This window comes from Streptomyces sp. CNZ301, from assembly GCF_004217425.1.
Genome location: NZ_SHLG01000001.1, coordinates 5,377,975 through 5,404,808, shown reverse-complemented (window position 1 = coordinate 5,404,808; position 26,834 = coordinate 5,377,975). Strand labels below are relative to the sequence as shown.

The 26,834-nt window shown below is 71.2% G+C and carries 23 protein-coding genes; 12 read left to right on the top strand and 11 right to left on the bottom strand.

Annotated elements, in window-relative coordinates:
* Nucleotides 1–60: 60 nt before the first annotated feature.
* From sepX to galU, 6 genes are all read right to left on the bottom strand, one after another.
* Nucleotides 61–1,278 carry a divisome protein SepX/GlpR gene (sepX, locus tag EV375_RS23210; protein ID WP_486588661.1) on the bottom strand — a complete coding sequence of 406 codons (1,218 nt, stop codon included), beginning with the start codon at nucleotides 1,276–1,278 and terminating at the stop codon, nucleotides 61–63.
* 175 nt (nucleotides 1,279–1,453) lie between these two features.
* Nucleotides 1,454–2,059 (bottom strand): GNAT family N-acetyltransferase, encoded by a 606-nt coding sequence (locus EV375_RS23205; protein WP_055484226.1) that lies wholly within the window; start codon nucleotides 2,057–2,059, stop codon nucleotides 1,454–1,456.
* Between the two features lie 14 nt (nucleotides 2,060–2,073).
* A complete protein-coding gene (locus EV375_RS23200) occupies nucleotides 2,074–2,580 on the bottom strand; it encodes a MogA/MoaB family molybdenum cofactor biosynthesis protein (protein ID WP_130301340.1) in 507 nt (168 codons plus the stop codon).
* Complete coding sequence (moaC, locus tag EV375_RS23195) at nucleotides 2,577–3,146, bottom strand: cyclic pyranopterin monophosphate synthase MoaC (RefSeq protein ID WP_130301339.1); 570 nt, start codon at nucleotides 3,144–3,146, stop codon at nucleotides 2,577–2,579. Before moaC ends, EV375_RS23200 begins: the two co-directional genes overlap by 4 nt.
* A 70-nt stretch (nucleotides 3,147–3,216) precedes the next feature.
* A complete protein-coding gene (gene glp, locus EV375_RS23190) occupies nucleotides 3,217–4,524 on the bottom strand; it encodes a molybdotransferase-like divisome protein Glp (RefSeq protein ID WP_130301338.1) in 1,308 nt (435 codons plus the stop codon).
* A gap of 3 nt (nucleotides 4,525–4,527) precedes the next feature.
* Nucleotides 4,528–5,430 (bottom strand): UTP--glucose-1-phosphate uridylyltransferase GalU, encoded by a 903-nt coding sequence (gene galU, locus EV375_RS23185; protein WP_130301337.1) that lies wholly within the window; start codon nucleotides 5,428–5,430, stop codon nucleotides 4,528–4,530.
* 103 nt (nucleotides 5,431–5,533) lie between these two features.
* Here galU and EV375_RS23180 point away from each other — a divergent pair, with 103 nt between their 5' ends.
* The gene (locus EV375_RS23180; protein ID WP_130301336.1) at nucleotides 5,534–6,145 is read left to right on the top strand and encodes a 5-formyltetrahydrofolate cyclo-ligase; all 612 of its coding nucleotides are present in this window, start codon (nucleotides 5,534–5,536) and stop codon (nucleotides 6,143–6,145) included.
* Between the two features lie 139 nt (nucleotides 6,146–6,284).
* On the opposite strand, the gene EV375_RS23175 is transcribed toward EV375_RS23180, so the two are convergent.
* On the bottom strand, nucleotides 6,285–8,987 hold the full coding sequence (locus EV375_RS23175; RefSeq protein WP_130301335.1) for a penicillin acylase family protein: 2,703 nt from the start codon (nucleotides 8,985–8,987) through the stop codon (nucleotides 6,285–6,287).
* 179 nt (nucleotides 8,988–9,166) lie between these two features.
* Between EV375_RS23175 and EV375_RS23170 the strand changes: the two genes are divergently transcribed.
* The 6 genes from EV375_RS23170 (at nucleotide 9,167) to mscL (ending at nucleotide 15,590) form a co-directional block, all read left to right on the top strand.
* Nucleotides 9,167–10,723, top strand: a complete 1,557-nt coding sequence (locus EV375_RS23170) for a potassium/proton antiporter (RefSeq protein ID WP_486588660.1) — start codon at nucleotides 9,167–9,169, stop codon at nucleotides 10,721–10,723.
* 271 nt (nucleotides 10,724–10,994) lie between these two features.
* A complete protein-coding gene (locus EV375_RS29885) occupies nucleotides 10,995–12,524 on the top strand; it encodes an MFS transporter (RefSeq protein ID WP_486588659.1) in 1,530 nt (509 codons plus the stop codon).
* A gap of 66 nt (nucleotides 12,525–12,590) precedes the next feature.
* Complete coding sequence (locus EV375_RS23150; protein ID WP_130301334.1) at nucleotides 12,591–12,995, top strand: FmdB family zinc ribbon protein; 405 nt, start codon at nucleotides 12,591–12,593, stop codon at nucleotides 12,993–12,995.
* A gap of 134 nt (nucleotides 12,996–13,129) precedes the next feature.
* Nucleotides 13,130–13,975, top strand: coding sequence for an S-methyl-5'-thioadenosine phosphorylase (locus EV375_RS23145; RefSeq protein WP_130301333.1), 846 nt, complete (start codon nucleotides 13,130–13,132; stop codon nucleotides 13,973–13,975).
* A gap of 571 nt (nucleotides 13,976–14,546) precedes the next feature.
* A complete protein-coding gene (locus tag EV375_RS23140) occupies nucleotides 14,547–14,993 on the top strand; it encodes a hypothetical protein (RefSeq protein ID WP_486588658.1) in 447 nt (148 codons plus the stop codon).
* A gap of 81 nt (nucleotides 14,994–15,074) precedes the next feature.
* Nucleotides 15,075–15,590, top strand: a complete 516-nt coding sequence (gene mscL / locus EV375_RS23135) for a large conductance mechanosensitive channel protein MscL (RefSeq protein ID WP_130302064.1) — start codon at nucleotides 15,075–15,077, stop codon at nucleotides 15,588–15,590.
* A gap of 7 nt (nucleotides 15,591–15,597) precedes the next feature.
* Here the strand turns inward: mscL and EV375_RS23130 are convergent, their stop codons facing one another.
* On the bottom strand, nucleotides 15,598–15,813 hold the full coding sequence (locus EV375_RS23130) for a hypothetical protein (RefSeq protein WP_130301332.1): 216 nt from the start codon (nucleotides 15,811–15,813) through the stop codon (nucleotides 15,598–15,600).
* A gap of 44 nt (nucleotides 15,814–15,857) precedes the next feature.
* On the opposite strand from EV375_RS23130, the gene EV375_RS23125 reads away from it, so the two are divergent.
* A complete protein-coding gene (locus EV375_RS23125; RefSeq protein WP_130301331.1) occupies nucleotides 15,858–16,919 on the top strand; it encodes a P1 family peptidase in 1,062 nt (353 codons plus the stop codon).
* Nucleotides 16,920–17,211: 292 nt separating this feature from the next.
* Here the strand turns inward: EV375_RS23125 and EV375_RS23120 are convergent, their stop codons facing one another.
* Nucleotides 17,212–18,228, bottom strand: coding sequence for a sigma-70 family RNA polymerase sigma factor (locus EV375_RS23120; RefSeq protein WP_130301330.1), 1,017 nt, complete (start codon nucleotides 18,226–18,228; stop codon nucleotides 17,212–17,214).
* An 848-nt stretch (nucleotides 18,229–19,076) separates the two neighbouring features.
* Between EV375_RS23120 and wrbA the strand changes: the two genes are divergently transcribed.
* The 3 genes from wrbA (at nucleotide 19,077) to EV375_RS23105 (ending at nucleotide 23,285) form a co-directional block, all read left to right on the top strand.
* A complete protein-coding gene (gene wrbA / locus EV375_RS23115; RefSeq protein ID WP_130301329.1) occupies nucleotides 19,077–19,721 on the top strand; it encodes an NAD(P)H:quinone oxidoreductase in 645 nt (214 codons plus the stop codon).
* 362 nt (nucleotides 19,722–20,083) lie between these two features.
* The gene (locus EV375_RS23110) at nucleotides 20,084–21,910 is read left to right on the top strand and encodes a glycoside hydrolase family 3 protein (RefSeq protein ID WP_130301328.1); all 1,827 of its coding nucleotides are present in this window, start codon (nucleotides 20,084–20,086) and stop codon (nucleotides 21,908–21,910) included.
* A gap of 373 nt (nucleotides 21,911–22,283) precedes the next feature.
* Nucleotides 22,284–23,285, top strand: a complete 1,002-nt coding sequence (locus EV375_RS23105; RefSeq protein ID WP_130301327.1) for an Acg family FMN-binding oxidoreductase — start codon at nucleotides 22,284–22,286, stop codon at nucleotides 23,283–23,285.
* Between the two features lie 54 nt (nucleotides 23,286–23,339).
* On the opposite strand, the gene EV375_RS23100 is transcribed toward EV375_RS23105, so the two are convergent.
* Nucleotides 23,340–23,906 carry an Rv1733c family protein gene (locus EV375_RS23100; RefSeq protein ID WP_130301326.1) on the bottom strand — a complete coding sequence of 189 codons (567 nt, stop codon included), beginning with the start codon at nucleotides 23,904–23,906 and terminating at the stop codon, nucleotides 23,340–23,342.
* Between the two features lie 202 nt (nucleotides 23,907–24,108).
* Between EV375_RS23100 and EV375_RS23095 the strand changes: the two genes are divergently transcribed.
* A complete protein-coding gene (locus tag EV375_RS23095; protein ID WP_130301325.1) occupies nucleotides 24,109–24,813 on the top strand; it encodes a response regulator transcription factor in 705 nt (234 codons plus the stop codon).
* A 190-nt stretch (nucleotides 24,814–25,003) separates the two neighbouring features.
* Here the strand turns inward: EV375_RS23095 and EV375_RS23090 are convergent, their stop codons facing one another.
* Nucleotides 25,004–26,743 carry a sensor histidine kinase gene (locus EV375_RS23090; RefSeq protein ID WP_130301324.1) on the bottom strand — a complete coding sequence of 580 codons (1,740 nt, stop codon included), beginning with the start codon at nucleotides 26,741–26,743 and terminating at the stop codon, nucleotides 25,004–25,006.
* Between the last annotated feature and the right edge of the window lie 91 nt (nucleotides 26,744–26,834).

Genomic DNA, 26,834 nt, shown 5'->3' with positions numbered 1-26,834 from the left:
TCACCGGGCCGAGCGCCCGGTCCCCGTCCCGGCGGGGGCGCCGGGGCCGGTCACCGGGCGTCACTCGTTGGCTGCGCGCGGGCGGTGCTCTTCCTCGTACTGGTCGAAGAGCGGCGTCTGGCGCCGCTCGCGTCCGCGCCGCGACCCGCTGCCGTGCTCCTCGTCCTGCTCCTGGCCGGTGCCGGAGGCGGCGGCCGAGGGCTCACCGGCAGCGCTGGAGCGCGCGGAGCTCCAGGTGCCGGGGGCCTCCAGGTCGACGCCGCGGGCGCTGCGCGGGGCGACCGGCGCGCTGACGTACGTCGGAAGCGGAACCGGCACCGGCTCCCAGCCCTCGGTGGGCTCGCGGCCGTCGTCGCGCTGCTGGTCGACCCACTCCGCGTGGTCCGTCTGCTCGACGAGCGCGCGCCGGTCGACCGCGGCGGGCTCTTCCGCGTGCGCCGCCGCGCCGGACTCGGCCGCCGCTGCCTTCCCGGAGGGGCGGGGGTGAGCCTGGGTGTGCGCGGCCGTCGGGGCGCTCGCGTCGTCCCCGGACTGCTGTGCTCGCCCGCCCTGCCCCGCGGCCTCGGCGCGGCGCTTGTCCATGACGGCGGCGAAGCGGCGGCGTTCCTGGACGCGCAGATGAACGATGTAGGCGCTCAGCAGCAGCCCCGGCACCCCCGGTGCCCACAGGAAGGCGAGCCCGCCGACGGCGGCGACGATCGTGCCCGCGGTGAAGGCGAGGAAGAGAACCATCGTGGTGCGGCGACGCCGGGCGAGCACCTTGGCGCGCTTGCTCCTGGCCTTGTCACGCTCCGCCTTGTCGCGTTCGGCCTTCCCGCGTTCGGCGCCGTCCCGCTCCGGGGTGTTGCTGCTGTTACCGTGCCGGCTGCCGGAGTTCGCACCGTCCGGGGAGCCGGAGGCGGCGAACGCTTCGGTGGGAACCCCCGTACCGCCTTCGCCCACCATGGTCTTGGGGTCGGCGTAGGCACGTACGTCGACCGATTCGTCGACGTCGGCCGGATCGTCCGCGCCGTGCACGCCGTGCGCGCCTTCGGGGGTGCAGTTGTCGGGGGCCGGGAGATCCCCGTGTTCCCCGGGGACTTCACCGTCGCGGCGCTCGTTCTCCTTCGCGTAGCGCCTTTCCATCGCCGCCTTGCCGGACAGCAGGCGGATGGCGGTGCTGAAGCGTTCCGTCGGGCGGGATTCGTTCAGCTCGTCCTGCCTGCGGAGCCACATCGGCACCAAGTAGGCAGCCCAGGCCCCGACGATGACTGCGTAGATGAGGCCACTGCTGTTCACCCTCACACGGTAGAGGGGTTGAGCCGCACCCATCTGCCAAATGCGGCGGTGTGTCGCATGATCCGGCTGATCTCTCCATGTTTTTCACCGGCGTTGGGCACGGAACTTCGCGTGTTCAATTCCTGTGCGCGTACCGGTTGTTCAGTGGGAACATCCTCAATATCGAACGTCTATTTTATTTTCTGGAGGTGCCCGGAGCTGTCCGATGCCAGCGTGCGAGGAGTCCTTCCGGTACTTCTTCGACGGTCAGGGCGAATACGAGATGGTCGCGCCAGGCACCGTCGATATGCAGATAACGCGGCCTCAACCCCTCCTCGCGGAAGCCGAGTTTCTCCACCACGCGCCGGCTCGCCGTGTTCTCCGGCCGGATGCAGATCTCGACGCGGTGCAGTCCGACGGTGCGGAAACAGTGGTCCGTGGCGAGCGCGACGGCCGTCGGCATCACCCCGCGGCCCGCGACCGCGCGGTCCACCCAGTAGCCGATATGGCCGGAGCACATCGACCCCCAGGTGATCCCCGCGACTGTCAACTGGCCCGCGAGACGCCCTTGATGCTCCACCACGAACGGCAGCATCCGGCCCGCCTGCGCCTCGGCGCGCAGATGACGGACCATCTGCCGGTACGAGGGGCGGCTCGGCGGCGTGAGCCCGGACGGTGCCGGCGGAATGGTGGCTTCCCAGGGTCGCAGCCATTCACGGTTGCGCTGGTTCACCTCGCGCCAGGCACGCTGATCGCGCAGCTTTATGGGACGGAGGGTGGTCTTACCGTCCGTCAGCACGATCGGCCAGGAAGCGTTCAGTTGAGGTCCCCTCTGGAATGGTCACCGCCGTGGATCTGGTCGACGGCATGCCTCAACAACCGTTCCAGCACCACGAGTCCGTCGCGTACGCCGCCCGACGAACCCGGAAGGTTGACGATCAGAGTGCTGTTCGCGACGCCCGCGACGCCGCGGGACAGGACGGCCGTGGGGACCTTCTCCGCGCCCCGGGCGCGGATCGCCTCCGCGATGCCCGGGATCTCGTAGTCGAGGACGCGGCGCGTCATCTCGGGGGTGCAGTCGGTGGGTGAGACGCCGGTGCCGCCGGTCGTGACGATGACGTCGTAGCGGGCCGCGACCGCAGCGCCGAGCACTTCCGCGACGGGTTCGCCGTCGTGCACGACGCTGGGCCCGTCCACTTCGAAACCCATGGCCGACAGGGCCTCGACGATCAACGGACCGCCGGTGTCCTCGTAGACGCCTTCGGCCGCGCGGTTCGACGCCGTCACCGCAAGGGCTCGGTAGGGATGCAGGGCTGGACTCATACGTCGGACTCCTCTTCGCTGGACTCGCCGGGCCGGCCATTGCCCCCTCGCCGGACGCGGGACGAACTCGCCCCGGCGCGCGTCCAGTTACCGGAGCGGCCGCCGCTTTTCTCCTCGACGCGAATGTCGGATATGACCGCCGCCTTGTCCACGGCTTTCACCATGTCGACCACAGTCAGGGCCGCGACCGTCACGGCCGTCAGCGCCTCCATCTCGACGCCCGTGCGGTCCGTCGTCCTCACCTGCGCGGTGATCTCGACGGCCTCGTCGGTGACCGACAGATCCACCTTCACGCCGGAGACCGCGAGCGGATGGCACAGCGGAATGAGGTCGGGCGTCCGCTTGGCGCCCATGATGCCCGCGATACGGGCCGTGGCCAGCGCGTCTCCCTTCGGCAGGCCCTGACCGTCCTCGCCGCGCAGCAGCTCCACCACGCGGGGAGAGACCAGCACACGCCCGGCCGCGCGGGCCGTGCGCGCGGTGACGTCCTTCGCGGAGACGTCGACCATGCGTGCCGCCCCGCCCTCGTCGATGTGGGTGAGGTGCTGCTGTTCTGCGCTGCTCATCGTGCTCCCGGAACCGTCCCTGTGTCCGGATACGGTACCGGGCCTGCGGCGGGGAGGCTCCGCCTCGTCGCTACTGGTCGAGCGGGACGACGGTCACTTCCTCCCCCGGGGTGACGCGTGTCGTCTTCTCAGGGACGTCGATCAAGGAATTCGCCTGTGCCAGAGCACCGATCAGATGGGAACCCGCGCCGCCGACCGGACGGACCGTCCCGATGGCCTCCCCCGCCTGCGGCGGAAGGTAACCACCGCGCAGGAACTGGCGCTTGCCGTCGGGCGACGTCAGGGCCTCCTCGGACTCCAGCCGGGCCCTGGCCGTCTCGCGCCGCACGGACGCGCGGCCCATCAACGCCCGTACGGCGGGCCGGACGAAGAGCTCGAAGGAGACGTACGAACTCACCGGGTTGCCCGGAAGGGCGAGGACGGGGGTGCGGTCCGGGCCGATCAGGCCGAAGCCCTGCGGCTTGCCGGGCTGCATCGCGAGCCGGCGGAACTCGACGTCGCCGCTGCCGCCGTCGATCCTCGAGAGCACCTCCTTGACCACGTCGTACGCGCCCACGCTCACACCGCCGCTGGTGACGACGAGGTCCGCGCGGATCAACTGGTCCTCGATCGTGGCGCGCAGGGTGTCCGCGTCGTCTGCGACGGCGCCCACCCGGTAGGCGATCGCGCCGGCGTCGCGGGCGGCGGCGGTCAGCACGAAACTGTTGGAGTCGTAGATCTGGCCCGAGCCCAACTGCTCGCCGGGCTGCACGAGTTCACTGCCTGTGGAGACGACGACCACCCGCGGACGCGGGCGCACTGTGACCGTGCCCCGGCCGATCGCCGCGAGCAGGCCCACCTGGGGCGGGCCGAGAAGCGTGCCCGCGCTGAGAGCCACCGCCCCGGCCCGCACGTCGCTGCCGCGCGGGCGCACGTGCTGCCCGTCCTCGACGGGACGGTGGACGCGGACCTCGCCGGCCGCTCCACGCGGGTCGAGGCTGCGCGCGCTCATCGTCTCCACGGGGCCGCCGCCCAGGCCGCCGTCCGTCCACTCCACGGGGACGACCGCCTCGGCTCCCGGGGGAAGCGCCGCGCCCGTCATGATGCGGGCCGCCTGGCCGCGCTCGACCACTGGCAGATCACCCTCGCCGGCCGCCACATCCCCTATGACGGTGAGCACCGCGGGGAACTCCTCCGTGGCGCCCCGGACGTCGGCCGTGCGCACCGCGTATCCGTCCATCGAGCTGTTGTCGAAGGGGGGCAGGGAGACGGGCACCGTGACGTCCTCGACGAGCACGCACCCCTGCGCGTCGAGCAGTTGCAGCTCGATGGGCTCAAGGGGGCGGACGCTGCTGAGGATGTCGTCCAGGTGCTCCTCGACCGACCAGGTCTCGCTCAAGCCTCACATCTCCTCGGTGACGAAGCCGCGCAGCCAGTCCCGGAAGTCCGGGCCCAGGTCCTCACGTTCGCATGCCAGTCTGACAATGGCCCGCAGATAGTCGCCACGGTCACCGGTGTCGTAGCGGCGGCCGCGGAAGACGACGCCGTGCACCGGGCCGCCCAGGGAGGGGTCGGCGGCGAGCGTCTGGAGGGCGTCGGTGAGCTGGATCTCGCCGCCGCGGCCCGGCTCGGTCTTGCGCAGCACCTCGAAGACCGCCGGGTCGAGGACGTAGCGTCCGATGATCGCGAGATTGGACGGGGCCTGCGCGGCCGCGGGCTTCTCCACGAGGTCGGAGACCTGCACGACGTCCGTCTCCCTTGTGGGTGCGGCGGCGGCGCAGCCGTAGAGGTGGATGCTCTCCGGTGGGACCTCCATGAGCGCGATGACGCTGCCGCCGTGCTCCTCCCGGACCTGGATCATGCGGGTCAGCAGCGGGTCGCGCGGGTCGATGAGGTCGTCGCCCAGGAGCACGGCGAAGGCCTGGTCGCCCACGTGGGGGGCGGCGCACAGCACGGCGTGGCCCAGGCCCCGCGGGTCGCCCTGGCGGACGTAGTGCATGGTGGCGAGGTCGCTCGACTCCTCGACCCTGCTCAGCTTGGTGTCGTCGCCCTTGTCGCGCAGGACCTGCTCGAGTTCGTAGTTGCGGTCGAAGTGGTCCTCGAGAGGGCGCTTGTTGCGGCCTGTGACCATCAGAACATCCGGCAGCCCGGCCGTGACCGCTTCCTCGACCACATACTGGATCGCCGGCTTGTCGACGACCGGAAGCATCTCCTTCGGAGTTGCCTTGGTGGCGGGCAGGAAGCGGGTGCCCAGACCCGCTGCCGGGATGACAGCCTTGCTGATCTGTGCTCGGGAAGTAGTCATGTCCCGCACGATAACCGGTGGCTTTGTGCAGATGACAACGCTTCGCGCGGATATGTAGCGCTATGAGCAACAACGCGCGAGACGGAAGGGATCCGAGGCGCCAGTGGGCGAAATCGACGCTAGTAAGCACGCGTTGCGGGAGAGCATCCTTGCGGTGAGGGCCCGGTTGACTGCGCGGGACGCGGAGGCGACGGCCACCGTCCTCGCCGAACGCGCGCTGGAGCTCCCGGAACTGGCCGAGGCACGCACTGTCGCGGCCTACGTCTCGATAGGGCGGGAACCCGGCACGGGGCCGCTGCTGGAGGCGCTGCGCGCGCGGGGGGTTCGGGTGCTGCTTCCGGTACTGCTGCCGGACAACGACCTGGACTGGGGCGTGTACGAGGGTGCAGGCCGGCTCGTGAAGGCCCGGCGAGGCCTGCTGGAACCGGAAGGACCGCGCCTCGGACCCGAGGCGGTCACGGAAGCGGACGCGGTGCTGCTTCCCGGACTGGCCGTCGACGGGCAGGGCCTCCGGCTGGGCCGCGGCGGCGGATCGTACGACCGGGTGCTGGCGAGGATCGGGGCCGCCGGTGCGCGGCCGGCGCTGGCGGTGCTGCTGTACGACGCCGAACTCGTCGGCGCCGTACCGGCGGAGCCGCACGACCTGCCCGTGGCGGCGGCGGTGACGCCTTCGGCCGTCCACCGCTTCCAGGCGCCGCCGCCGCACCACGCCTGAGCGCTGCCGGGCCGGGGAGCCGGGCCGAGACGGCTGCCGAGGGCCCCCGCCCGCCGCGCCGGCCCGCCGCGCCGGTACCGGCCGTGAACCGGTGCGGGCCGGGCAGGTGCGGGCCGTGAACCGGTGCGGCCGGGCCCCTCTACGGCGTCAGCGCCATCTTCTCCTCGGTGCCCTTCTCCACCGCCCGCTGGCTGAACGCCCAGGGCAGCAGCTTCCCTTCGGACCACTTGTCCATCTGGTCCACGTAGTGCGGGTTGTAGGCGTGCCCCGAGGCGCCGGTGAGGTTGATCCAGCGCGACTTGTCGAAGTTGTCGAGGTTGACGACCATCCGCATCGACGGCGCCCAGATCACGTCGTAGCCGCCCGCGGCGTTCCAGCCCGTCGCGTTGACCGCGTCCTTGCCGCCGCCGAGGTCCCACGGGCCGCGGTTGAGCAGGAACTGCATGAAGCCCGGACCGTCGGTCCCTATGGTCTGGTTCTTCAGCATCAGGTGGTGCAGACGGCCCCAGCTCCAGGTGTCTATGTCCTTGCCGAGTTTGGACGTCAGCTCCCAGCGGGCGTTCTTCATGGCGTGGGCGAGGAGTTCGTCGCGGTTGGCGTCGCCCCGGCGGCGGTCGGTGCCGGGCGTCTTCCACCACTCGCTGTCCTCGTCCTTGATGAGCTTGCGCACGACCTCGTACCAGCGGTCCCCGCCGTCCGGTTGTGCCGAGGCGGTGTCCCGCACGCCGCACTCGCGCACCAGGCGGGTGTTGCCCTGGAGGTCGTCGACGGGGCCGGACTCGTCGGAGGGGCGCACGTTGAGGCAGTCGCCCTTGACCCTCAGCTCCTTGGGGAGTTTGTTGCCGAAGGCGAGCAGCAGCATGTTGCGCCAGACGGCGTTGAAGTACGCGGCGGGCGCCGAGTCGCGGTCCTGGGTGTAGTCCCAGCCTTCGAGGAGCCGCTGGGCCTCGCGCACGTACTTGTCCTCGATGTTGATCTTCAGCAGGTAGGGCACGAGCAGCTTCGCGATCTCGCTGCTGTTGTCCATCTGCATGGTCTGCATGTCGCCCATGGAGATCTTGCCGCCATCGGCGATCTTCGAGCTGATCAGGTCGTTGATGCGCTGACTGCGTGTGCCGTAGCCCCAGTCCTTGGTCAGCAGGTAGGGGTACTTCTTCTCGTCGACGACGGCCTGGTTGGCGGTGACTATGTATCCACGGCTGGGGTTGTACTCCCAGGGCAGCGCCTTCTGCGGTACGTAGCCCTTCCACCGGTAGCGCGGGTCCCAGCCGGGCGCCGGGTAGCGTCCGTCGCCCGCGCCGCGCACCGGGATGCGCCCCGGTGCCTGGTAGCCGATGTTGCCCTCGGTGTCGGCGTAGATCAGGTTCTGCGAGGGCACCGCGAAGTCGCGTGCCGCCGCGCGGAACTCCTTGAAGTCCGAAGCCTTGTTGAGCTTGAAGACGGCGTCCATGGTCTTCGTGGGGCTCAGCGCAGTCCACCGCAGCGAGATCCCGTAGCCGTCGCCGCGGTCGGGTGCCGCGTTGTCCACGGGGGACGTCTCGCCCACCTTGCGCAGCTCGCTGTCCCGGTCGGAGAGGACAGGGCCGTTGTTGGTCTCGCGGACCGTTATCTCCCGGTTCGAACCGCCGGCGACCTTGATGGTCTCCTTGCGGGTCCTGTACTCGCGGCGCCTGCCGTCGTACAGGTACCCGCCGTCCTTGAACTTCTCCAGGTACAGGTCGGTCACGTCCGCGCCGAGGTTCGTCATGCCCCAGGAGATGTCCTGGTTGTGGCCGATGACGACGCCCGGCAGCCCCGCGAAGGTGAACCCGGAGACGTCGTACGGGCAGGACTTGGAGACGTTCCTGCAGTGCAGCCCCATCTGGTACCAGATGGACGGCAACTGCGGCGACAGATGCGGGTCGTTGGCCAGGAGCGGCTTGCCGGTCGTCGTGTGCTTCCCGGAGACCACCCAGGAGTTGGAGCCGATTCCGCTGTTGCTGGGGCCGAGCAGTGCGGGGATCTTGTCGAGGCGCGTGGCGAGGGAGCTGAGCTGCGAGCCCGCGCTGCGCACGGCCTGCTGGGCGCCGGCGACGTCGTCCGGTGAGAGCGCGGCCCCGCCCTTGGGGTCGAACTCCTTGCTGCCGGGGTCTATCGCACCCTCGGTGACCGGCTTGTTCCGCTCGGCCGGGTAGTCCGGGTACAGCTCGGCGATCTGCTCGCTGGAGAGGCGTCCGGCCATCAGCGCGCGGTCGATCTCGGAGGACATGTTGGCGCGCAGGTCCCAGGCCATCGCCTTGAGCCAGGCCACGGAGTCGACCGGGTCCCACTTCTCCGCTGTGTAGCTGTGCTCCATGTCGAGGGCGGCGTACTCGAGTGAGGCGGAGGACCCCTTGTGGTCCTTGAGGTAGGCGTTGACGCCCGCGGTGTAGGACTTGAGGTTGGCCCTGGTCTCCTTCGAGAGCCCCGCGTACTCGCGTTCGGCGACCTTGCGCCAGCCGAGCGTGCGCAGGAACGCGTCCGTCTTCACCTGGCCCGGACCGAACATCTCCGACAGCCGCCCGGACGTCATGTGCCGCCGTACGTCCATCTCCCAGAAGCGGTCCTGTGCCTGGACGTATCCCTGCGCGGTGAACAGGTCGCTCGAACTGTCCGCGTACACCTGCGGAATGCCCTGGCGGTCGCGCTGGACGGTCACCGGATCCTCCAGGCCCTTCAGCTTCAGCGAGCCGCTGGTCTGGGGAAAGGAGTCGCGGACGGTGCTGATCGTCCAGAAGGTCCCGCCGCCGACACCGGCCACGAGCAGCAGCACGACGGCGATCACGATCACACGGGCGCGTCGCGAGGTCTTCTTGGCAGGCATCGCTGTCCTTCGAGGGCAGGGTGGACCTTGGGTTGTGAGGACCGGAGCGGAACCCGCGGAGCCCACACCGGACCAACCATAGGCGGAGCCGGAGCAGGGCTACACAGGGAGTCACCACCCGGCCGTCCGCAAGATTCAAGCGATGGTAAATTGTTAGCCACGCGAACGAACTCGCGAACTTGGACGGGACTTCGCGGTTCGAGCGAGAGATTCGCGGTTCGAGCGAGAGAGAGGATCCGCCCCTGAGTGTCGACCGCCTCAACCAACTGCTTCTCCTCAGCACCCTCGTCCTGCTGTTCGCGGTCGCCGCGGTAAGACTCTCATCGCGCAGCGGGCTGCCCAGCCTGCTGGTCTATCTCGGAATCGGCATCGCGCTCGGGCAGGACGGCCTGGGCGTGCAGTTCGAGAACGCCGAACTGACCCGCACACTCGGCTACGCGGCCCTGGTGGTGATCCTCACCGAGGGCGGACTGAGCACCAAGTGGCGCGAGATCCGCCCGTCGGTGCCGGCCGCCGGTGTCCTCTCGACGGTCGGCGTGGCCGTCAGCGTGCTGGTCACGGCCTCCGCCGCCCACTACCTCATCGGGCTCACCTGGCAGACGGCGCTGCTCGTGGGCGCCGTCGTCTCCTCGACCGACGCGGCGGCCGTCTTCTCCGTGCTGCGCAAGGTGCCGCTTCCCAAACGGCTGGCGGGCGTGCTGGAGGCGGAGTCCGGCTTCAACGACGCACCTGTCGTCATCCTCGTCGTCTCCTTCTCGGTGCACTACTCGCCCGGCAACTGGTATGTGCTCGTCGGCGAGATCCTGCTGGAGCTGGCCATCGGACTGGTCATCGGGCTCGTGGTGGGCAGGCTGGGCGCACTGGGCCTCGGCAGGGTCGCGCTGCCCGCCTCCGGCCTCTACCCGATCGCCGTGATGGCGCTGTGCGTGCTGTCGTACGCGAGCGGCGCGATGCTGCACGGCTCCGGGTTCCTCGCCGTCTACGTCACGGCGCTGATCCTGGGAAACGCGAAGCTGCCCCACCGGCCCGCGGTGAGGGGCTTCGCCGACGGGCTGGCGTGGATCGCGCAGATCGGGCTCTTCGTACTGCTGGGCCTGTTGGTCACACCGCACGACCTGATCGACGACATCTGGCCGGCCATCGGCGTCGGGCTCGTACTGACCGTCGTGGCGCGGCCGTTGTCGGTGATCTGCAGCATGCTCCCCTTCGACCAGCGCTGGCGCGACCAGGCGCTGCTCTCGTGGGCGGGGCTGCGCGGAGCGGTGCCGATCGTGCTCGCGACGATCCCGCTCGTCGCCGACGTCCCGGGCAGCGAACGCATCTTCAACATCGTGTTCATGCTCGTGATCATCTTCACGGCGGTGCAGGGGCCGACACTGCCCTGGGTGGCACGCAAACTGAACCTCAGCGACGGCGATGAACCGATGGACATCGACATCGAGTCCGCGCCGCTGGAACGGCTGCGGGGCCACCTGTTGTCGGTGGCCATCCCCGCGTACTCGAAGATGCACGGCGTCGAGGTGGGCGAGCTGCGCCTGCCGCCGGGCGCCGCGGTCACCCTGGTCGTACGGGACGGCAAGAGCTTCGTACCGCTGCCGACGACGATGCTGCGCCACGGCGACGAACTGCTCGTCGTGGCGACCGACCCGGTGCGGGACGCGGCGGAGAAGCGGCTGCTGGACGTCGGCCGCGGCGGCAAGCTCGCGGGCTGGCTCCATGGGTCCGCGCGGGACTGAACGGGCACGGGGCCCGCTCGCCGGGCGCGGGTCGGGTTCACGCCGAGTGGCTTGGCCGGGGGCTGAATACGGGCGCGCACGGGGCGGGGCACGGGGCTGGTTCACGGGGCTGGTTCACGGGCTTCCCGGTACCGACAAGGCCGTTATCCTGCTGAAGGCAAGAGAATTCACCGTTCCTGCCTGACGCAGGGCTGGCGCGGCCGGACGGCACCGCGCGAGAGGACAGCCTTCGGCGCGACAGCGCGCTACCAGGCGGCAGAGAGGCTCGGCCGTGGCAACCCCGGCCACAGCGACCGGCGCCCGCCGGACCGGGTACGGCGCACTGCTGCGCACACCCGGCGCATGGCGCTTCCTGATACCCGGCTTCCTGGCCCGGCAGCCCATCGCGATGCTCGGCGTCGGCACTGTGCTGCTCGTCGAGCACACCACCGGCTCCTACGGTGCGGCGGGCATCGTCATCGCCGTCTCAGGGGTCTCGATGGCGCTGCTCGCGCCGCAGGGGGGCAAGCTCACCGACCGGTTCGGGCAGGGTGCCGTGCTGGTGCCGCTCGTACTGCTGCACGCGTTGTCGGTCTCGGCGCTGATCGTGCTGGCGCTGCACGACGCGCCGGTGTGGACGCTCTTCGCCGCCGCCGTACCGGCGGGCGCCACCATTCCGCAGATCAGCCCGATGGTGCGGGCACGCTGGTCGGCGTCCCTGGGCGGTGGCGAGGACACGGAGGACGGGAACGGCCACCGGAACGACCAGGGCGGCAAGGGAGACACGGACGGCACGGGCGGCGAGGGCAGCGGCAGCCGGGCGGACGGTGACACCGGCACGGACGGGCCCGGCGCGCCGTCGCTCCTGAGCACCGCGGCGGCCTTCGAATCGGTCACGGACGAATTCAGCTTCGTCGTCGGCCCGCTGCTCGCGACGGCGCTGTGCACAGGGGTTCACCCGGCGGCCGGCCTCGCCGCGGAGGTCGCGCTGATGCTGGGCAGCGGCCTGCTCTTCGCGGCGCAGCGCGGCACTCAGCCCGAGGTCCGCACGAAGGTCCGCACGAAGGTCCGCTCGGGAGTCCGCTCGAAGGTCCGCTCGGGAGTCCGCACGGAGGTCCCGCGCCGTGACGGTCGCTCCACGGACGGCGCCTCCATGAATGCCGCGTCCGCGGGCGGCGAGGTCGGCGCCCGGTCGGCGCTCGGCGTCCGGGGCGTGCGAGTTCTCATCACCGCGCTGCTGGGCATAGGCACCGTCTTCGGCGGCATGCAGGTCTCGGTCGCGGCGTTCACGGAGTCCGCGGGGTCACCGGAGCTCAACGGCGTGCTGTACGGGATCTTCGCCGCGGGCAACATGTCGGCCGCTCTCGCGGTCGGAACGGTGCAGTGGAGGCGCAGCGCCGATGTGCGGCTGCTGACCGCCTATCCGGTGCTCGTGCTCGCGGCCCTCGCGCTTGCCGTGACGGCCCAACTGTCGCCGTGGCTGCCGCTGCTGGGCGGGCTCGGGCTGGTGCTGGGGCTGTGGGTCGCACCCTCCATGATCGCGGGCTTCACGCTGGTGGAGCTGCTGGTCCCGGCGGCCTTCCGTACGGAGGCGTTCACCTGGCTGACCGGCGCGGTGGCGCTGGGGCAGGCGTCCGGCTCGATGGCGGCGGGCCAGCTGACGGACGCGGCCGGTGCGGGAGCGGGCTTCCTCGCCCCGCTCGCGGGTACTGGGCTGGCGCTGGCCGCACTGGTCGTCTTCCGCCGTCGGCTGGCGATACGCCCGGGAGATCGCTCGTCCGGAGGTGGGCTCGGTCACCGTCCACCTGTCCCGGTGGACTGACGCGCGGGAATACTGCAATATGGAGCGTCGTTAGCACTCACCGAGTAAGAGTGCCAGGAGGAGAACGTGCCGACGTACCAGTACCAGTGCACCGAGTGCGGCGAGGGCCTCGAGGTGGTGCAGAAGTTCACCGATGACTCGCTGACCGAGTGCCCCAGCTGTGAGGGCCGCCTGAAGAAGGTGTTCTCGGCCGTCGGCATCGTCTTCAAGGGGTCGGGCTTCTACCGGAACGACAGCCGCAGTTCGGGGAACTCGGGTAAGTCGTCGCCCGGCTCCTCCGAGTCGTCGTCCAAGAGCAACGGCGACTCCTCGTCCTCGTCCTCGTCCTCGGATTCCGGCTCCGGATCGGGCTCCTCGGACTCGGCGAAGGCCGGCTCCTCGTCGGGCTCGTCGGGCTCGTCGGGCTCGTCGGGCTCGTCGAACGGCAGTGGCTCCAAGAGCACGAGCAAGGCGGGCAGTTCGGCGGCCTGAGGCCACGGCCGCACCGGCCGGGATGCGGCCGGGTTTCCCGGCCGCATCCCCGCGCGGAAGTCCGCCCCGGAACTGTAGCGGCGGGCTTCACGGCCCACCGGCGCGCGTGCGCATGCTCCCCTTAGGGTGGCCGCATGAGCGAACAGGCAGAGATCGGCGTCATCGGCGGTTCGGGCTTCTACTCCTTCCTCGACGACGTGACCGAAGTCACGGTCGACACCCCGTACGGCGAACCGAGCGACTCGCTGTTCATCGGTGAGCTGGCCGGCCGTCGCGTCGCCTTCCTGCCGCGGCACGGCCGCAAACACCATCTGCCTCCGCACCGCATCAACTACCGCGCCAACATATGGGCACTGGCCTCCGTGGGGGCGCGGCAGGTGCTGGGCCCGTGCGCGGTGGGCGGCCTGCGCCCCGAGTACGGACCCGGAACGCTGGTCGTCCCCGACCAGCTCGTGGACCGCACCAAGTCCCGTGCGCAGACGTACTTCGACGGAGAACCGCTGCCCGACGGGTCCGTGCCCAACGTCGTGCACCTGGCCTTCGCCGACCCGTACTGCGAAGCCGGGCGGCAGGCCTCGCTGGCCGCCGCGCGGGAGCAGGGCTGGGTACCGGTGGACGGCGGCACACTGTGCGTGGTCGAGGGGCCCCGCTTCTCCACCCGCGCCGAGTCCCGGTGGCACGCCGCGCAGGGCTGGTCCGTCGTCGGCATGACCGGCCACCCGGAGGCCGTGCTCGCCCGCGAACTGCGGCTCTGCTACTCCTCGTTGAACCTCGTGACGGACCTGGACGCGGGGGCGGAGACCGGTGAAGGGGTCTCGCACGAGGAAGTGCTGCGCGTGTTCGGAGAGAACGTCGGACGGCTGCGGGAGGTGCTCTTCGACGCGGTCGGGAAGCTGCCCAAGAAGCGCGAGTGCCACTGCCCGCAGGCCCTCGGCGGGCTGGACCCCGGCATCGAACTCCCGGGCGCTCCGCAGGAGTAGGGGCCCGGGACTGGAGCGTGGCGCCGGGCTGGAGCGTGACCCGGGGCTGGAGCGTGGCGCGGGCCTGAAGCGTGGCGCCGGGCTGCCGGCTGGGCGCCGCAGTGGCCGGAGGCGGCTGGTTCACGGTGGTTCGTGACGGTTCGCGGTTCGCAGCGGTCCGCGGCGGTCCTCGGCGGTCCTCGGCGGTGCGCAACACGGATTGGACCGGCTCTCGTTCGCCCAAGGCCCGTACCGAAATCCCTGCGCGCAGCCGAACTGTCCACAACTGACTGGTTATCCACAGAACTCAGCGGTTTTCTCCTGAGACAGAGCGAAGAGTGCACTCTGGCAGCGCAGGACGGATTCTCCGACGCTCCGAGTGCAGGCGGTGATCGTGATGCCCCGGGATTCCCAACACCCGTTCCACGGTGGCGGCGTGGGCGGCTGTGGTGAGGGCCGCGACGCGCGGCTGCCCGGCCGCCACGGCTCCCGCCACGTTCCGGGCCCGCGTGCGGTGCCTGATCTGACACCTGTGCGTCCCGCCTTCCACGGCGGGCACCGCATGCGCCGGCTCGTGCGCGGGAGACCACGCGTGACGGCAGCCGGGCTCGCCGTCGCGGCGGCGGCGTTCGCAGCCTGGATCCCCCGGGGCGAACATTCCGGTTCCGCCCCTGCCGGAGCGGGACGGGAGGCCCGGCCCGGTCCGGCCGCGGCCGAGTCACCGTCGCACGGGCATTCCCCGGGTGGACGGAGCCCGGGGCCCGCGGTCTCCGCTCCGGTGCGCATCGCGGACGCCGCATCGGTGCGGCTGCTCCGCCGGGGAGACCGGGTCGATGTGATCGCCGGACCGGACGGGGCCGGGAGGGCACGGGTCGTGGCCAGGGGGGTGCGGGTGGATCGGGTTCCCAGGCCGGTGGAGACTGACCCGGTCGGCGCAGCGGACGACGGAGCACTTGTCGTGCTCAGAGTGCCGCGCGGGACGGCCACCGCGCTCGCGGGCGCGGGGGCCGCCGGCAGGCTGGCGGTGACGCTGTGCTGAGCCTGCGATCGTCCCGCCCCGTGCGCCGCTGTCCGTACCGCACAGGAGCCGACAGGAGACGGGTCGAAGAACGTGACAGCTGTGGAGAGCGAGAAGAAGGGCCTGCTGGCGGGATTCAAGGAATTCCTGATGCGCGGCAACGTGGTCGAGCTGGCCGTCGCCGTCGTCGTCGGCACGGCCTTCAGCAAGATCGTCGATTCCGTCGTCAAGGGCCTGATCAACCCGCTTGTGGGAGCGATAGGGACGAAGGACCTGGAGAAGTACAGGTCCTGCCTGAAGGACCCATGCAAGATCAACGAGGCGACGGGCGAGGTGACGCAGGGCGTACCGATCAACTGGGGCCCGGTCCTCAGCGCCTCGCTGACCTTCCTGATCACCGCGGCCGTCGTCTACTTCCTCATGATCCTGCCGATGACCAGGTACAAGGAGCGGCTGGCGGCGAGGAAGACCACCCCGGAGCCGCCTCCGGAGGTGAACGAGGTCGATCTGCTGACGGAGATCCGCGATCTGCTCGCCGCGCAGCGTGCGGATCCGGAGGGATCGCTCGGCCGGCAGCGCGAAGGCCGGGACGGGCCGGTGAGCACGGAGAAGCAGTAGACGGGCCTCACAGGTGGTGCGGCGGCTTCTCCTCCAGGAAGCGGGCGAGGTCCGCGGCAGCGTCCCCCGGCTGTCCGCCGCGGGCTCCGCTGCCCCCACCGCGTCCGCCCGCCTGGCCTTCGCCCCAGCCGCTGTCGGTGTCGTCCGCCGAGGGCAGGCTGAGCGGGTCCTCGAACTGGAGCCGGGCAGCCGGGTCGGCGGGCTGTTGCGAACCGGTTGTCATGCATGAAGCGTACGGCGTCCCGGCCTGCCTGGTATCCATGCCGCATGACTACTCAGGACGCTCTGACGGACGTGCCGGGTGTGCGGGTCGGCCATGCACAGCGGACGGCCGCGGACGGGCCCGGCTGGCTGACCGGCACGACCGTCGTGCTGGCCCCGGAGGGCGGCGCCGTGGCCGGTGTCGACTCCCGTGGCGGCGCCCCGGGCACCCGGGAGACGGACGCGCTGGACCCCCGGAACGTGGTGGAGCGCATTCACGCGGTGGTGCTGACCGGTGGCAGCGCCTTCGGGCTCGACTCGGTCTCGGGGGTGATGAGCTGGCTGGAGGAGGAGGGCCGGGGCGTGCGTGTGGGACCCGACCCGGCGCAGGTCGTGCCCGTCGTCCCTGCGGCCGTCCTCTTCGATCTCGGCCGTGGCGGCCATTGGCGGGGCCGCCCGGACGCGGCGCTGGGCCGCGAGGCGGTGGAGGCCGCGGCAGCGGCGGAGCCGGGGTCGCCGGTTGCGCAGGGCAATGCCGGTGCCGGCACGGGAGCGGTGGTCGGCGGCCTCAAGGGCGGCATCGGTACGGCGAGCGCGGTGCTTCCCTCGGGGGCGACCGTCGGTGCCGTCACGGCGGTCAACGCGGTCGGTTCGGCGGTGGACCCGGCCACGGGCGTCCTCTACGGAGAGATGTGGGATGGGCTGCCCCACGTGCCGGACGGCAGCACACACGCGGAGGCTCAAAGGCGCCTCGCAGAGGTCCGCGACGAGACGAGCAGGCGTTCCGCGGGCACGCTGCGGCCCCCGCTCAACACGACGCTGGCGGTGGTCGCGACCGATGCCACGCTCACCCGCGCACAGGCCCAGAAGATGGCCGGCAACTCCCACGACGGACTGGCGCGCGCGGTGCGGCCTCTGCACCTCATGCACGACGGCGACACGGTGTTCACCCTGGCGACCTGCGAACGGTCCCTGGCGGACGGCGAGTTGAACGAACTTCTCGGCGCCGCGGCGGATGTGCTGACGAGGGCCGTGGTCAGGGCCGTGCTCGCGGCGGAGGGAGTGGACGGGCCGGGAGGCGTCTTCCCGTCCTACCGGGACCTTTACGGAGCCGGCCGCCAGGGCTGACCGCAAGAGGCCCGCCGCTCACGGAGGGTGCTGAGGTCACCGTCGGGCCCGCCGGTCACGGCGGGTGCTGAAGGGTGCCGTCGCGGGACAGCCGGTCTCCGGGCCGCGGCAGGCGGGGCGCACAGCCCGCCCACGCCCGGGGCAGGGAAGAGTCCCGGCGCTCGGGGGAAGGCACCGGGACTCGCCCTGGGGGCGGCGAATGGTTGCCGCCGCTCGCTGTGCGGTTTTTCCGCGGTCCGTCTGCGCGGTCACGCCACGGGCCGGCCGACCGGTTTCGGCCACGCCTGGGCCGTCAGGCGGCCGCGTCGAACCCGGTGTCCGAGGCGAGCTTCTTCAGCTCCAGCAGGGCGTGCTTCTCGATCTGCCGGATGCGCTCACGCGTCAGGCCGTGCTGCTTGCCGACCTCTGTGAGCGTGCGCTCCCGGCCGTCGACCATGCCGTAGCGCGCCTTGATGATGGAGGCGGTACGCGAGTCGAGGCGGCCGATGAGCCCGTCCAGCTCCTCCCGGCGCAGCAGCGTCATCACCGACTGCTCGGGCGAGGCGGCGGAGGTGTCCTCCAGCAGGTCGCCGAACTGCGTCTCACCCTCTTCGTCCACGGACATGTTCAGGCTGACCGGGTCGCGTGCCCAGTCCAGGACGTCGATGACGCGCTCCGGCGTGGAACTCAGCTCCGCGGCTACTTCCTCGGGCTCCGGCTCACGCCCGTGCTCACGGTTGAACTCCCGCTGGACGCGCCGGATGCGGCCCAGCTCCTCCACGAGGTGAACGGGAAGCCGGATCGTCCGGGACTGGTCGGCGATGGAGCGCGTGATGGCCTGCCTGATCCACCACGTCGCGTACGTGGAGAACTTGAAGCCCTTGCGGTAGTCGAACTTCTCGACCGCGCGGACCAGGCCCGCGTTGCCCTCCTGGATCAGGTCCAGCAGGGGCAGCCCGCTGCGCGGATACCGCCGGGCCACGGCCACCACGAGACGGAGGTTGGAGCGGATGAAGACGTCCTTCGCGCGCTCGCCCTCGGCGACGATCGCTTCCAGCTCCTCGCGGGCGGCTGTCGCGCTGGCGGAGTCGGTGCTCAGCGGCTCCTCGTCCTTGTTCAGTATTCGCCGGGCGTAGACCCCGGCTTCGATGGCGAGCGACAGCTCGACTTCCTTTGCCGCGTCGAGCAGCGGTGTACGCGCGATCTCGTCGAGATACATGCCGACCAGGTCGCGGTCCGCGACTTCGCTGCCTGCGGCGCGAACACTGCTTGCCGCGTCAGTGGCACCGGTAGCGGTGGCCTGACGACGGGCGACGGCACGGGTTGCCATGCGTGCTCCCTTGCGAGTGGACTCTGTCAATCTGGTCGGTGGCTTGGGTCGGACACCCCCCGAGTGCCCCCATCCGTAGGAAACAACGAGCGGAAACCGGACTTAATTCCCAACCAGCGCGTCGTTTTCCTGATCATGCAGTACCCTGTGCGGCCACGTTCGGGCCGCGACGGGCCGACGAGCACCTTGCGGTGCTGGTCGGAGCGGGTACCGGCGGAAGGACCTGAAGGCGCTGCGCGGTATTCGCGGTGTGCGCGCGAGCCCTCCGACGTCTTCGGCACTGTTCGTCACGCCTGCTGAGGAGCGGGGCGACGAGCGCTCTCCCCGTAGAGACGACTCGACGAGGCGGATAGTTGCACCGGAACGCCCCGTCTTACGGAAAAGTCGCCCCCGCCCGGACAGCGAGCGAAGTCGGGAACCGCCGACGCGCATCCCGGACCTGGCCCAGCGGGACCGCATCCGGCCAATCTCACTCGGGGCCACCGACCGGCTACGGGGCCTTCCGGCCGTTCTCCGGACTCCTCCGGTCCGGCTCGTGCGCCGGACGTGATTCCCGTTCACCACTCCCGCAGCCCCGTCCGGCTCAGCCCCGCCCCCGACTCCACGGTCCGGGCCCGGACGGGCTGACCCCGGCCGCGGCGCCGGATTCATGCTCGCCCCTCGCCTCTCACGTCCGCCTGTCACGCCTGCGCTCCTCGCGCGACCTCCGATCCCTCGCGTCACGGTGAATGACAACCGGAAGAAGGGGTAGTTGCCGCTTCAACGACCTCCCTGCCGGAGGGCGTGTGCGGAGGCGTGCCCGTGGCACCCAACGCACAGAAACCGCACGTCACTTGGACAGGAGTTCCATGAGCACCCCGACAACGGCCGACGCCGGCTCCGCCCAGCTCAAGGTCGCCGTCATCTACTACTCCTCCACCGGAACCATCGCCGCCCTCGCCAAGGAGATCAGCGAGACCGCGGAGAAGGCGGGCGCAGAGGTACGTCTGCGCCGCGCACCCGAGTTGGCCCCCCAGTCCGCGATCGACTCCAACCCCGCCTGGGCGGAGAACCAGCGCGCGACCGCCGACATCCCCGAGGCCTCCCCCGAGGACGTGGAGTGGGCGGACGCCGTGCTCTTCGGCACGCCGACCCGCTTCGGGAACGTCTCATCGCAGCTCAAGCAGGTTCTCGACCAGCTCGGCGGCCTCTGGGCCGAGGGCAAGCTGGCCGACAAGGTCTACAGCGGATTCACTTCTTCCGCCTCCCTGCACGGCGGTCAGGAATCGACGCTGCTCGCCCTGTACACCACCATCCACCACTTCGGAGGGCTCATCGCCGCCCCGGGGTACACCGACCCGTCGAAGTTCGCCGACGGCAACCCCTACGGCACGTCGCACACCGACGCCCAGGGCGCCAACCCGGTCGACGAGACCGCACGCACAGCTGCGCGGGTCCAGGCCGAGCGCGTGGTCCGGATCGCCCGCGGGGTCAAGGCCGGTCTGGCGGCCTGACAGCCTGCCGGCCTGCGGCCTGACGTCGTGTCAGTCCGGTAGGCAGGGGAGACCTGGCAGACCATCAACTCGGCAGACCTGGCAGTCCGGCAGTCCGGCAGTCCGGCAGTCCGGCAGCGTGCCCGGCCCGCACACCTGCGGGCCGGGCACGCTGCCAGTGCCTGCCCTCGGGATTCCGGATACCGGCACCCCGCCCCCACGGCAACAACAACCCCACGGAACCCACCAGCACTCCGGCGGGCCCCGCCGCCAGTGGACTGGACCGATGAACTTCAGCGCGGCGTCTGGCCCTCCAAACGCCCTGCTGCAACTATGTGCGCTCCCGTATGCCCGGCTCCATGGCCCGTGTGAGGAGCACCCATATGCACCAGACGCCGCCACCGCAGTCCACCTCCCGTAGACAGATCCTCGCCGGAGCCGGAGCAGCCGGCATCGCGGCGGCCCTCGCCCTTCCCGGCGGTACGGCACTGGCAGCCACCCCGGACGAGGAACGCACCAGGCGCACGGCGCGCGCCCTGCTCAAGCGCATGTCGCTGAAGGAGAAGATCGGACAGCTCTTCGTCGTCGAGGTCTACGGGAAGTCGGCGGACACCGAGCACGCCAAGAACAAGGATCTGTACGGGGTTTCGACGCCGGCGGAGGTCATCGCCAAGTACCGTCCGGGCGGCGTCATCTACTTCGACGCGCGTCGCGGACCGGACAACCTCAAGGACCCGCGCCAGATCGCCGGCCTCTCCAACGGCCTGCAGCGCGCGTCCCTGCGCACCGGCGCACGCGTCCCGCTGCTGGTCTCCATCGACCAGGAAGGCGGCAGCGTCGTCTACCGCATGCTGGAGCCGGCCACCCAGCTGCCGGGCAACATGGCGCTGGCGGCGGGCCGTTCACCGGGCGACGTCCGCCGCTCCTCCGAGATCATCGGGACCGAGCTGGCCGCGATGGGTATCAACCAGAACTACGCGCCCGTCGCCGACGTCAACATCAACCCGGAGAACCCGATCATCGGCGTCCGCTCCTTCGGCTCCGACCCCTCGCTGTGCTCGCAGCTGGTCGCCGAGTCCGTACGCGGCTACCACCGCGGCGAAGTGGCCAGCGCGGCCAAGCACTTCCCCGGCCACGGCGACACCGACACCGACAGCCACACCGGCCTGCCCGTCATCAACCACACGCGCCGGCAGCTGGAGGACATCGACCTGCCGCCCTTCCGCGCCGCCATCGCACGCGGCGTCGACACGATCATGACGGCCCACATCGTCGTCCCCGCCCTGGACTCCAGCGGCGTTCCGGCGACCATGTCGAAGCCCATCGTGACGGGGCTGCTCCGCGAGGAGCTCGGCTTCACCGGCCTCATCGTGACCGACGCCCTCGACATGGGCGGAGCCACCGAGGACTTCCCGCCGGACGTCGCTCCCGTGCGGGCGCTGAAGGCCGGCTGCGACCAGCTCGTGCTCGCGCCGAAGACCGACGTCGCTCACGCCGCCGTCCTCAAGGCCGTCGAGAGCGGTGACGTCACGGAGACCCGGCTCGACGCGTCCGTGCTGCGCATCCTGGAACACAAGCTGCGCAACGGCCTCTTCCCGCGTCCGTACGTCGACGAGAAGCGCGCCGTCGGCGTCGTCGGCAACCGCCGCCACACCGCGGACTGCACCCGCATCACGGGTCGCACGATCACGCTGGTACGCAACGAAGGCGGCACGTTGCCCCTCTCGGCCGCCAAGCGCACCGTCCTCGTCACCGGCTGGGACGCGAGCCAGGTCGGGACCGTCGCCGGCACGGTCGGCAAGCGCTCCGGTCAGGCGGCCACCGCGCTGGCGACCGGCGCGGCCCCCGGAGCGGCGAAGATCGAGGAGGCCGTCACCGCGGCAGGGCAGCACGACGTGACCGTCGTCCTCACCAACGCCGCGGCGTCCGCCGCGGACAAGGGCGTCGCGCAGGCGGACCTGGTCAAGGCCCTGGTGAAGACGGGCAAGCCGGTGATCGCGGTCGCGGTGCGCAACCCCTACGACATCCGCCGCTTCCCGGACGTGCCCGCCTACCTGGCCACGTTCTCGTACACGAAGCCGTCGCTGACGTCCCTCGTGCAGGCCCTGTACGGCGACATCGACCCGGCGGGCAGGCTCCCGGTGAGCATCCCCGCGCTCGGCGAGGGCGGCGGGACTCTCTACGAGTTCGGGCACGGCCTCGGCTACTGATCACGGTCACTGACGCGGGCGGCCGGGCGCGGGCCCGGCCGCCCGCGTTCCGCGCAACGGCCGGGGGCTTGCCCCGGCGCGGGCCCCTCGGCGCAGGGGCCCCTGGTGCAGCGCCCCGTCCGGCGCACGGACGGGGCGCTGCACCGTGTGCGGGGCCCGTGCGCACGCGAGGACGTTCGGGACAACGGGACGTTCGGCCCGTCATCGGGCCCTTCCGGACCTCGGCGGAGTGTGACGCCGGCGGGAGTCTTGCCAGTAGACGGACACCGCGGCCGCGTCGCGCAGTGACCTTCCGGCAGCGACCGGGCACGTGGAGTCCGCCCACGACGGCCCCGTCGAAGGCGGCCGCCGCAGTCGGACCGAGGGAGTGTTCATGACCCCCACCTCATTCGCCCGAACCGAGGTGGTCGAAAGTCTCGTCCGCGATGCCTCCATGGCACCGTCCATGCACAACGCGCAGCCATGGCGCTTCCGCTACAGCCGGGGCGGGGACTCGATCACCCTGCGCGCGGACCCGGGCCGGGCCATGCCACACGCCGATCCGCAGTTGCGGGCATTGCATCTGGGCTGCGGGGCGGCGCTGTTCAATCTGCGGGTGTCGGCACAGCACGCGGGGTTCCGGCCCGTCGTGACGTCGCTTCCCGACCCGGACGACTGGCAGACCCTGGCACATGTGTCGCTGCGGGAGTCCGCGGGGACCATCGACACCGGTCTGGCCGCGCTCTACCCGGCGATCGCTCAGCGGCGCACGAGCCGTCAGCCCTTCGACGAGCGCCCGATACCGGACGAGCTGACGAACCGCCTGGTCGCGCAGGCGCGCGCGGAGGGCGCACAGCTCGCCTTCCTCTCCGGCTGGCACCTCTCCCTCGTCCTCGACGTCATCGAGGAGGCCGAACTGGACTCGCAGCACTCCGGCGACCCCGACGAGCAGCGATGGGTGCGTACGGGCGTGCAGCTCTCGGACGCGGTCCCGGACGGCATCCCGGAGGCCTCCTTCGGCCCCCGCAAGAGGGACGGCAGGGCGCCGGTGCGCGACTTCACCCGGGGCAGGAGCCCGGCCGGTGACGCCGAGCCGGGCACGGCCTCGTTCGAGCACATGCCGCTGCTGGGGCTGCTGTGCACCGAGCACGACCATCCGTACGACTGGCTGGCCGCGGGACAGGCCATGGAGCGGACGGTGCTGGCGGCGACGCGGGAGGGCCTGGCCACCTCGTTCTCCACGCAGGCTCTGGAGCGTTCCGAGCTGCGCTGGCTGCTGCGTGACCCGGTGTGGGGAGCCGGCCCGGTGCAGATGGTGATCCGCCTGGGATACGGACCACCCGGGCGGGCAACGCCGCGCCGCCCGGTGCGTGAGGTGCTCGACATCGTGGAGTGAGAACCCGGTGGGTGATCGTCGCACCCGCCGGCCGCTGAGGTGGGCCCCGGACCCTCAGTCCCGGCGGCTCCACCTGGGGCCGACCGTGGCCCACTCGCGTTCCCATGCCTTGGCCCGGGCTGCGTCCAGGCGTCTGCGCACCACCCAGCAGCCGCCTCCCACGAAGAAGCACGTGGCCACGGCCGCGGCGCCGCCGGCGGCCCCGCCCTGGACGGCCGCCTCGGCGGGACCGGGCGGCGGCTGGTGCGGCATGCCATTGCGGTCCAGCCACAGCGGTACGTGCGTGCCCTTCTGCGTCCCGGTCTCCACCGGGGCCCGGCCTGTGCGGGTGTCACCGTCCGCGGTCTTCCACTGGACCTTCGTGAGCACGGTCGGGGCGTCGGAGACGGTGGCGATGCCGTCCGTCGAGGGCGCGTCCTCGCGGAGCACGGCCGACGTACGGTACAGGCCCGGCTGCTCGGCGAGGTTGCCGGCGACCGCGTCCGAGGCCAGGGCGCCGGTGAGGGGGGCGCTCACCGCCATGATCACTCCGGCTGCGACGCCCGCCCATGCCTCGGCACGGTCCGAGCGGCGCCTGAGCGGATTCCTCCGCCAGCGCCACAGCCATCTCCTCGTCCTCATGTGCCGACTCCCCTCGCGGCGGCAAAGCGCACACGGGAGCGAGGTGATCCGACGCGCGTTCTCTAAGGGGGGCCGGAAGGTCCACCGGGCCGGTACGAGTGGCCCCCTCCTCCGCCGGCACGGGTCCGTTCGGCCCTATCCGGCCGATGCCCGGCAGGGCGACGATGCGAAGAACGGCGGCCGCCAGGGGAAGGGGTGCGACATGAGCGAACTGCGGACGTACTCCGAGCAGAACCCCATCAGGGTCCTGCTGCTCGACGATCACGAAGTGGTACGGCGAGGCGTGCACGACCTGCTGGAGGCGGAGGCCGACATCGAGGTCGTCGGCGAGGCCGCCACCGCGGAGCAGGCCCTGGCCCGCGGCCCGGCGCTCCGCCCGCACGTGGCCGTGCTCGATGTGCGGCTGCCGGACGGCGACGGCGTGACCGTCTGCCGTGAGCTGCGCTCCCGCATGCCCGAGCTGGCGTGCCTGATGCTGACGTCCTTCGACGACGACGACGCCCTGCTGGACGCGATCATGGCGGGCGCGGCGGGCTACGTACTCAAGCAGATCAACGGCTCGGACCTCGTCTCGGCCGTACGTACGGTCGCGGCGGGCCAGTCCATGCTGGACCCGGCGACCACGGCCCGGCTCATGGGCAGTCTGCGCGGTCCCGGCACCCGCGACGAGGAGCACGCGGGGGACGCGTTCGCGGATCTCTCGCCCCGGGAGAGGGACATCCTGGACCTGATCGGCGAGGGGATGACCAACCAGGAGATCGGCAAGCGTCTGTTCCTGTCCGAGAAGACGGTGAAGAACCACATCTCGCGGCTTCTGGCGAAGCTCGGTGTGGAGCGGCGTGTGCAGGCGGCCGTGATGGCGACGCAGGCGCGGGCGGAGGAGAAGGAGAGGCACCGCCGTCACTGAGCTCCCGCGACCGGGACGGCAGCGACGATCGGGACGACCGGGACGTCGTCCCGGGCCGGGCCGACCGGGACGGGAACGGCGAGCAGGACGGTCCGACCGATCATGACGAGCAGAGCGGACAAGCCGAACAGACCGGCCGCACGCCCCGCCCCGAGCCACAGGGACCGGCGTCCGGCCGGCAAGGGCGGGCTCAGTTCCCGGTGCCCGCACCGTTCAGGGGGACACGCCAGGTCAGTCCCGTACCGCCGCCGGAGGGTGTGACGAGCCGCAGCTCCCCGCCGAGCCGCTCGGCCCGCTCCGAGAGGTTCTGCAGCCCGCTGTGGTGACCGCCCTCCGGTATGCCGCAGCCGTCGTCGACGACGCTCAGCGTGAACGCCTCCCCCTCCGTCTCCGCCGCGACCTCCACGGTGCTCGCCCCGGCGTGCCGTGCGACGTTCGACAGTGCCTCCCGCAGCACCGCCACGGCCTCGTCCGCGACGGGTACGGGCACGTCCGTGTCGAGCAGTCCGCCCATGCGGAGAGCCGGTGTGAAGCCGAGGGCGGACGCCACGTCCTGCACCGCCTGGGTGACGCGGCTGCGCAGTCCGTCACCGTCCGAGTCGTTGTCGTGCGCACGCAGGCCGAAGATCGTCGAGCGGATGATCTTGATGGTGGCGTCGAGGTCGTCGACGGCTCTGACCAGCCGCTCGCGTGCCTTGGGGTGGTCCACGAAACGCGTGGCGCTCTGCAGGGTCATGCCCGTCGCGAACAGCCGCTGGATCGCCAGGTCGTGCAGGTCGCGGGCGATGCGGTCGCGTTCCTCGAGGAGCGTGATCTGCTCGGCGTCGCGGCGGCGCTCGGCGAGCTCCATCACGACCGCCGCCTGTCCCGCGAAGGCGCTCAGCGGTGCGATCTGCGGCTCGGCGAAGGGCTGCCGGGGCTTGGCCCGGGCGAGCAGCAGCACCCCCCGTGGCACGTCGTCGGCGATCATGGGCACCACGACGGCGGGCCCGAGACCCGCCCAGCGCGGCGGTCCGGCGGTGATGCGCGGATCGTGCTCGACGTCGGCGCTCGTGGTTACCTCCCCCGCCTTCACGGCGGCTCCGACGAAGGAGCCTTCGCGCGGCAGCAGCAACCCCCGGTGGTGCTCGGCGTCGGTGCCCGCCGCGACCGCGACCCGGAAGGAGTCGCCGCCCTCCGGCAGCGCCAGGACACCGAGGTCGGCGGAGAGGATCGTGCGCGCCAGTTCAACTATCAGACCGAGCACGCGCCGTTCCTCGACACCGGAGAGCAGTGCCCGCGTGACCTCGGCGTTCGCTTCCATCCACCGCTGGCGGTAGCGCGCCTCCTCGTAGAGCCGGGCGTTCTCGACGGCGACGCCCGCCGAGGCGGCCAGCGTCGACAGCACGGTTTCGTCCTCGCTGTCGAACTCCTTGCCCTCCCGCTTCTCGGCCAGGTAGAGGTTGCCGAACACCTCGTCCCGCACCCGGATCGGGACGGCCAGCAGGGAACGCAGCGGCGGATGGTCCAGGGGAAAGCCCTCCGACGAGGGATGCCGGCTCAGTTGGGGCAGCCGCAGCGGTGCCGGGTTCCGGATCAGTTCGCCCAGCAGTCCGCGCCCCGACGGGAGCGCCCCGACGGCTTCCGCCTGCTGCTCGGTCACACCCACGGGTATGAACTGGGAGAAATTTCCGTCCTCCCCGATCACTCCGAGTGCCCCGTACTCGGCGTCGACGAGCAGCACGGCGGCCTCGGTGATGCGTCGCAGCACCTGCGAGAGTTCGAGTTCTCCGCCCACGGAGAGCACGGCGTCGAGCAGGCCGTGCATGCGGTCCCGCGTGCCGCGCACGGCGTCGATCCGGACCTGCAGTTCCTCCAGCAGGTCGTCGAGCTGCATGCGGGGCAGATGGCCGGGGCCGTCGCCGTCCGCGTGATGCACGGTGCCGCTCATACCCCCTCCGGACGGATAGGTAGGATTTGTCCGTTTCTCTAGTCCAAACAGTAGCTCCGAAGGGGCCGAACGGCACCGGAGTGGCCGCTCC

What these genes read in the sequence shown, in the direction of transcription:
- EV375_RS23090 (WP_130301324.1), bottom strand. Translation starts at nt 26,743, where the DNA reads ATGAGCGGCACCGTGCATCACGCGGACGGCGACGGCCCCGGCCATCTG.
- EV375_RS23130 (WP_130301332.1), bottom strand. Translation starts at nt 15,813, where the DNA reads ATGACAACCGGTTCGCAACAGCCCGCCGACCCGGCTGCCCGGCTCCAG.
- wrbA (WP_130301329.1), top strand. Translation starts at nt 19,077, where the DNA reads ATGAGCACCCCGACAACGGCCGACGCCGGCTCCGCCCAGCTCAAGGTC.
- EV375_RS23120 (WP_130301330.1), bottom strand. Translation starts at nt 18,228, where the DNA reads ATGGCAACCCGTGCCGTCGCCCGTCGTCAGGCCACCGCTACCGGTGCC.
- galU (WP_130301337.1), bottom strand. Translation starts at nt 5,430, where the DNA reads ATGACTACTTCCCGAGCACAGATCAGCAAGGCTGTCATCCCGGCAGCG.
- EV375_RS23145 (WP_130301333.1), top strand. Translation starts at nt 13,130, where the DNA reads ATGAGCGAACAGGCAGAGATCGGCGTCATCGGCGGTTCGGGCTTCTAC.
- EV375_RS23095 (WP_130301325.1), top strand. Translation starts at nt 24,109, where the DNA reads ATGAGCGAACTGCGGACGTACTCCGAGCAGAACCCCATCAGGGTCCTG.
- EV375_RS23200 (WP_130301340.1), bottom strand. Translation starts at nt 2,580, where the DNA reads ATGAGTCCAGCCCTGCATCCCTACCGAGCCCTTGCGGTGACGGCGTCG.
- EV375_RS23105 (WP_130301327.1), top strand. Translation starts at nt 22,284, where the DNA reads ATGACCCCCACCTCATTCGCCCGAACCGAGGTGGTCGAAAGTCTCGTC.
- EV375_RS23175 (WP_130301335.1), bottom strand. Translation starts at nt 8,987, where the DNA reads ATGCCTGCCAAGAAGACCTCGCGACGCGCCCGTGTGATCGTGATCGCC.
- EV375_RS23125 (WP_130301331.1), top strand. Translation starts at nt 15,858, where the DNA reads ATGACTACTCAGGACGCTCTGACGGACGTGCCGGGTGTGCGGGTCGGC.
- EV375_RS23110 (WP_130301328.1), top strand. Translation starts at nt 20,084, where the DNA reads ATGCACCAGACGCCGCCACCGCAGTCCACCTCCCGTAGACAGATCCTC.
- EV375_RS23100 (WP_130301326.1), bottom strand. Translation starts at nt 23,906, where the DNA reads ATGAGGACGAGGAGATGGCTGTGGCGCTGGCGGAGGAATCCGCTCAGG.
- moaC (WP_130301339.1), bottom strand. Translation starts at nt 3,146, where the DNA reads ATGAGCAGCGCAGAACAGCAGCACCTCACCCACATCGACGAGGGCGGG.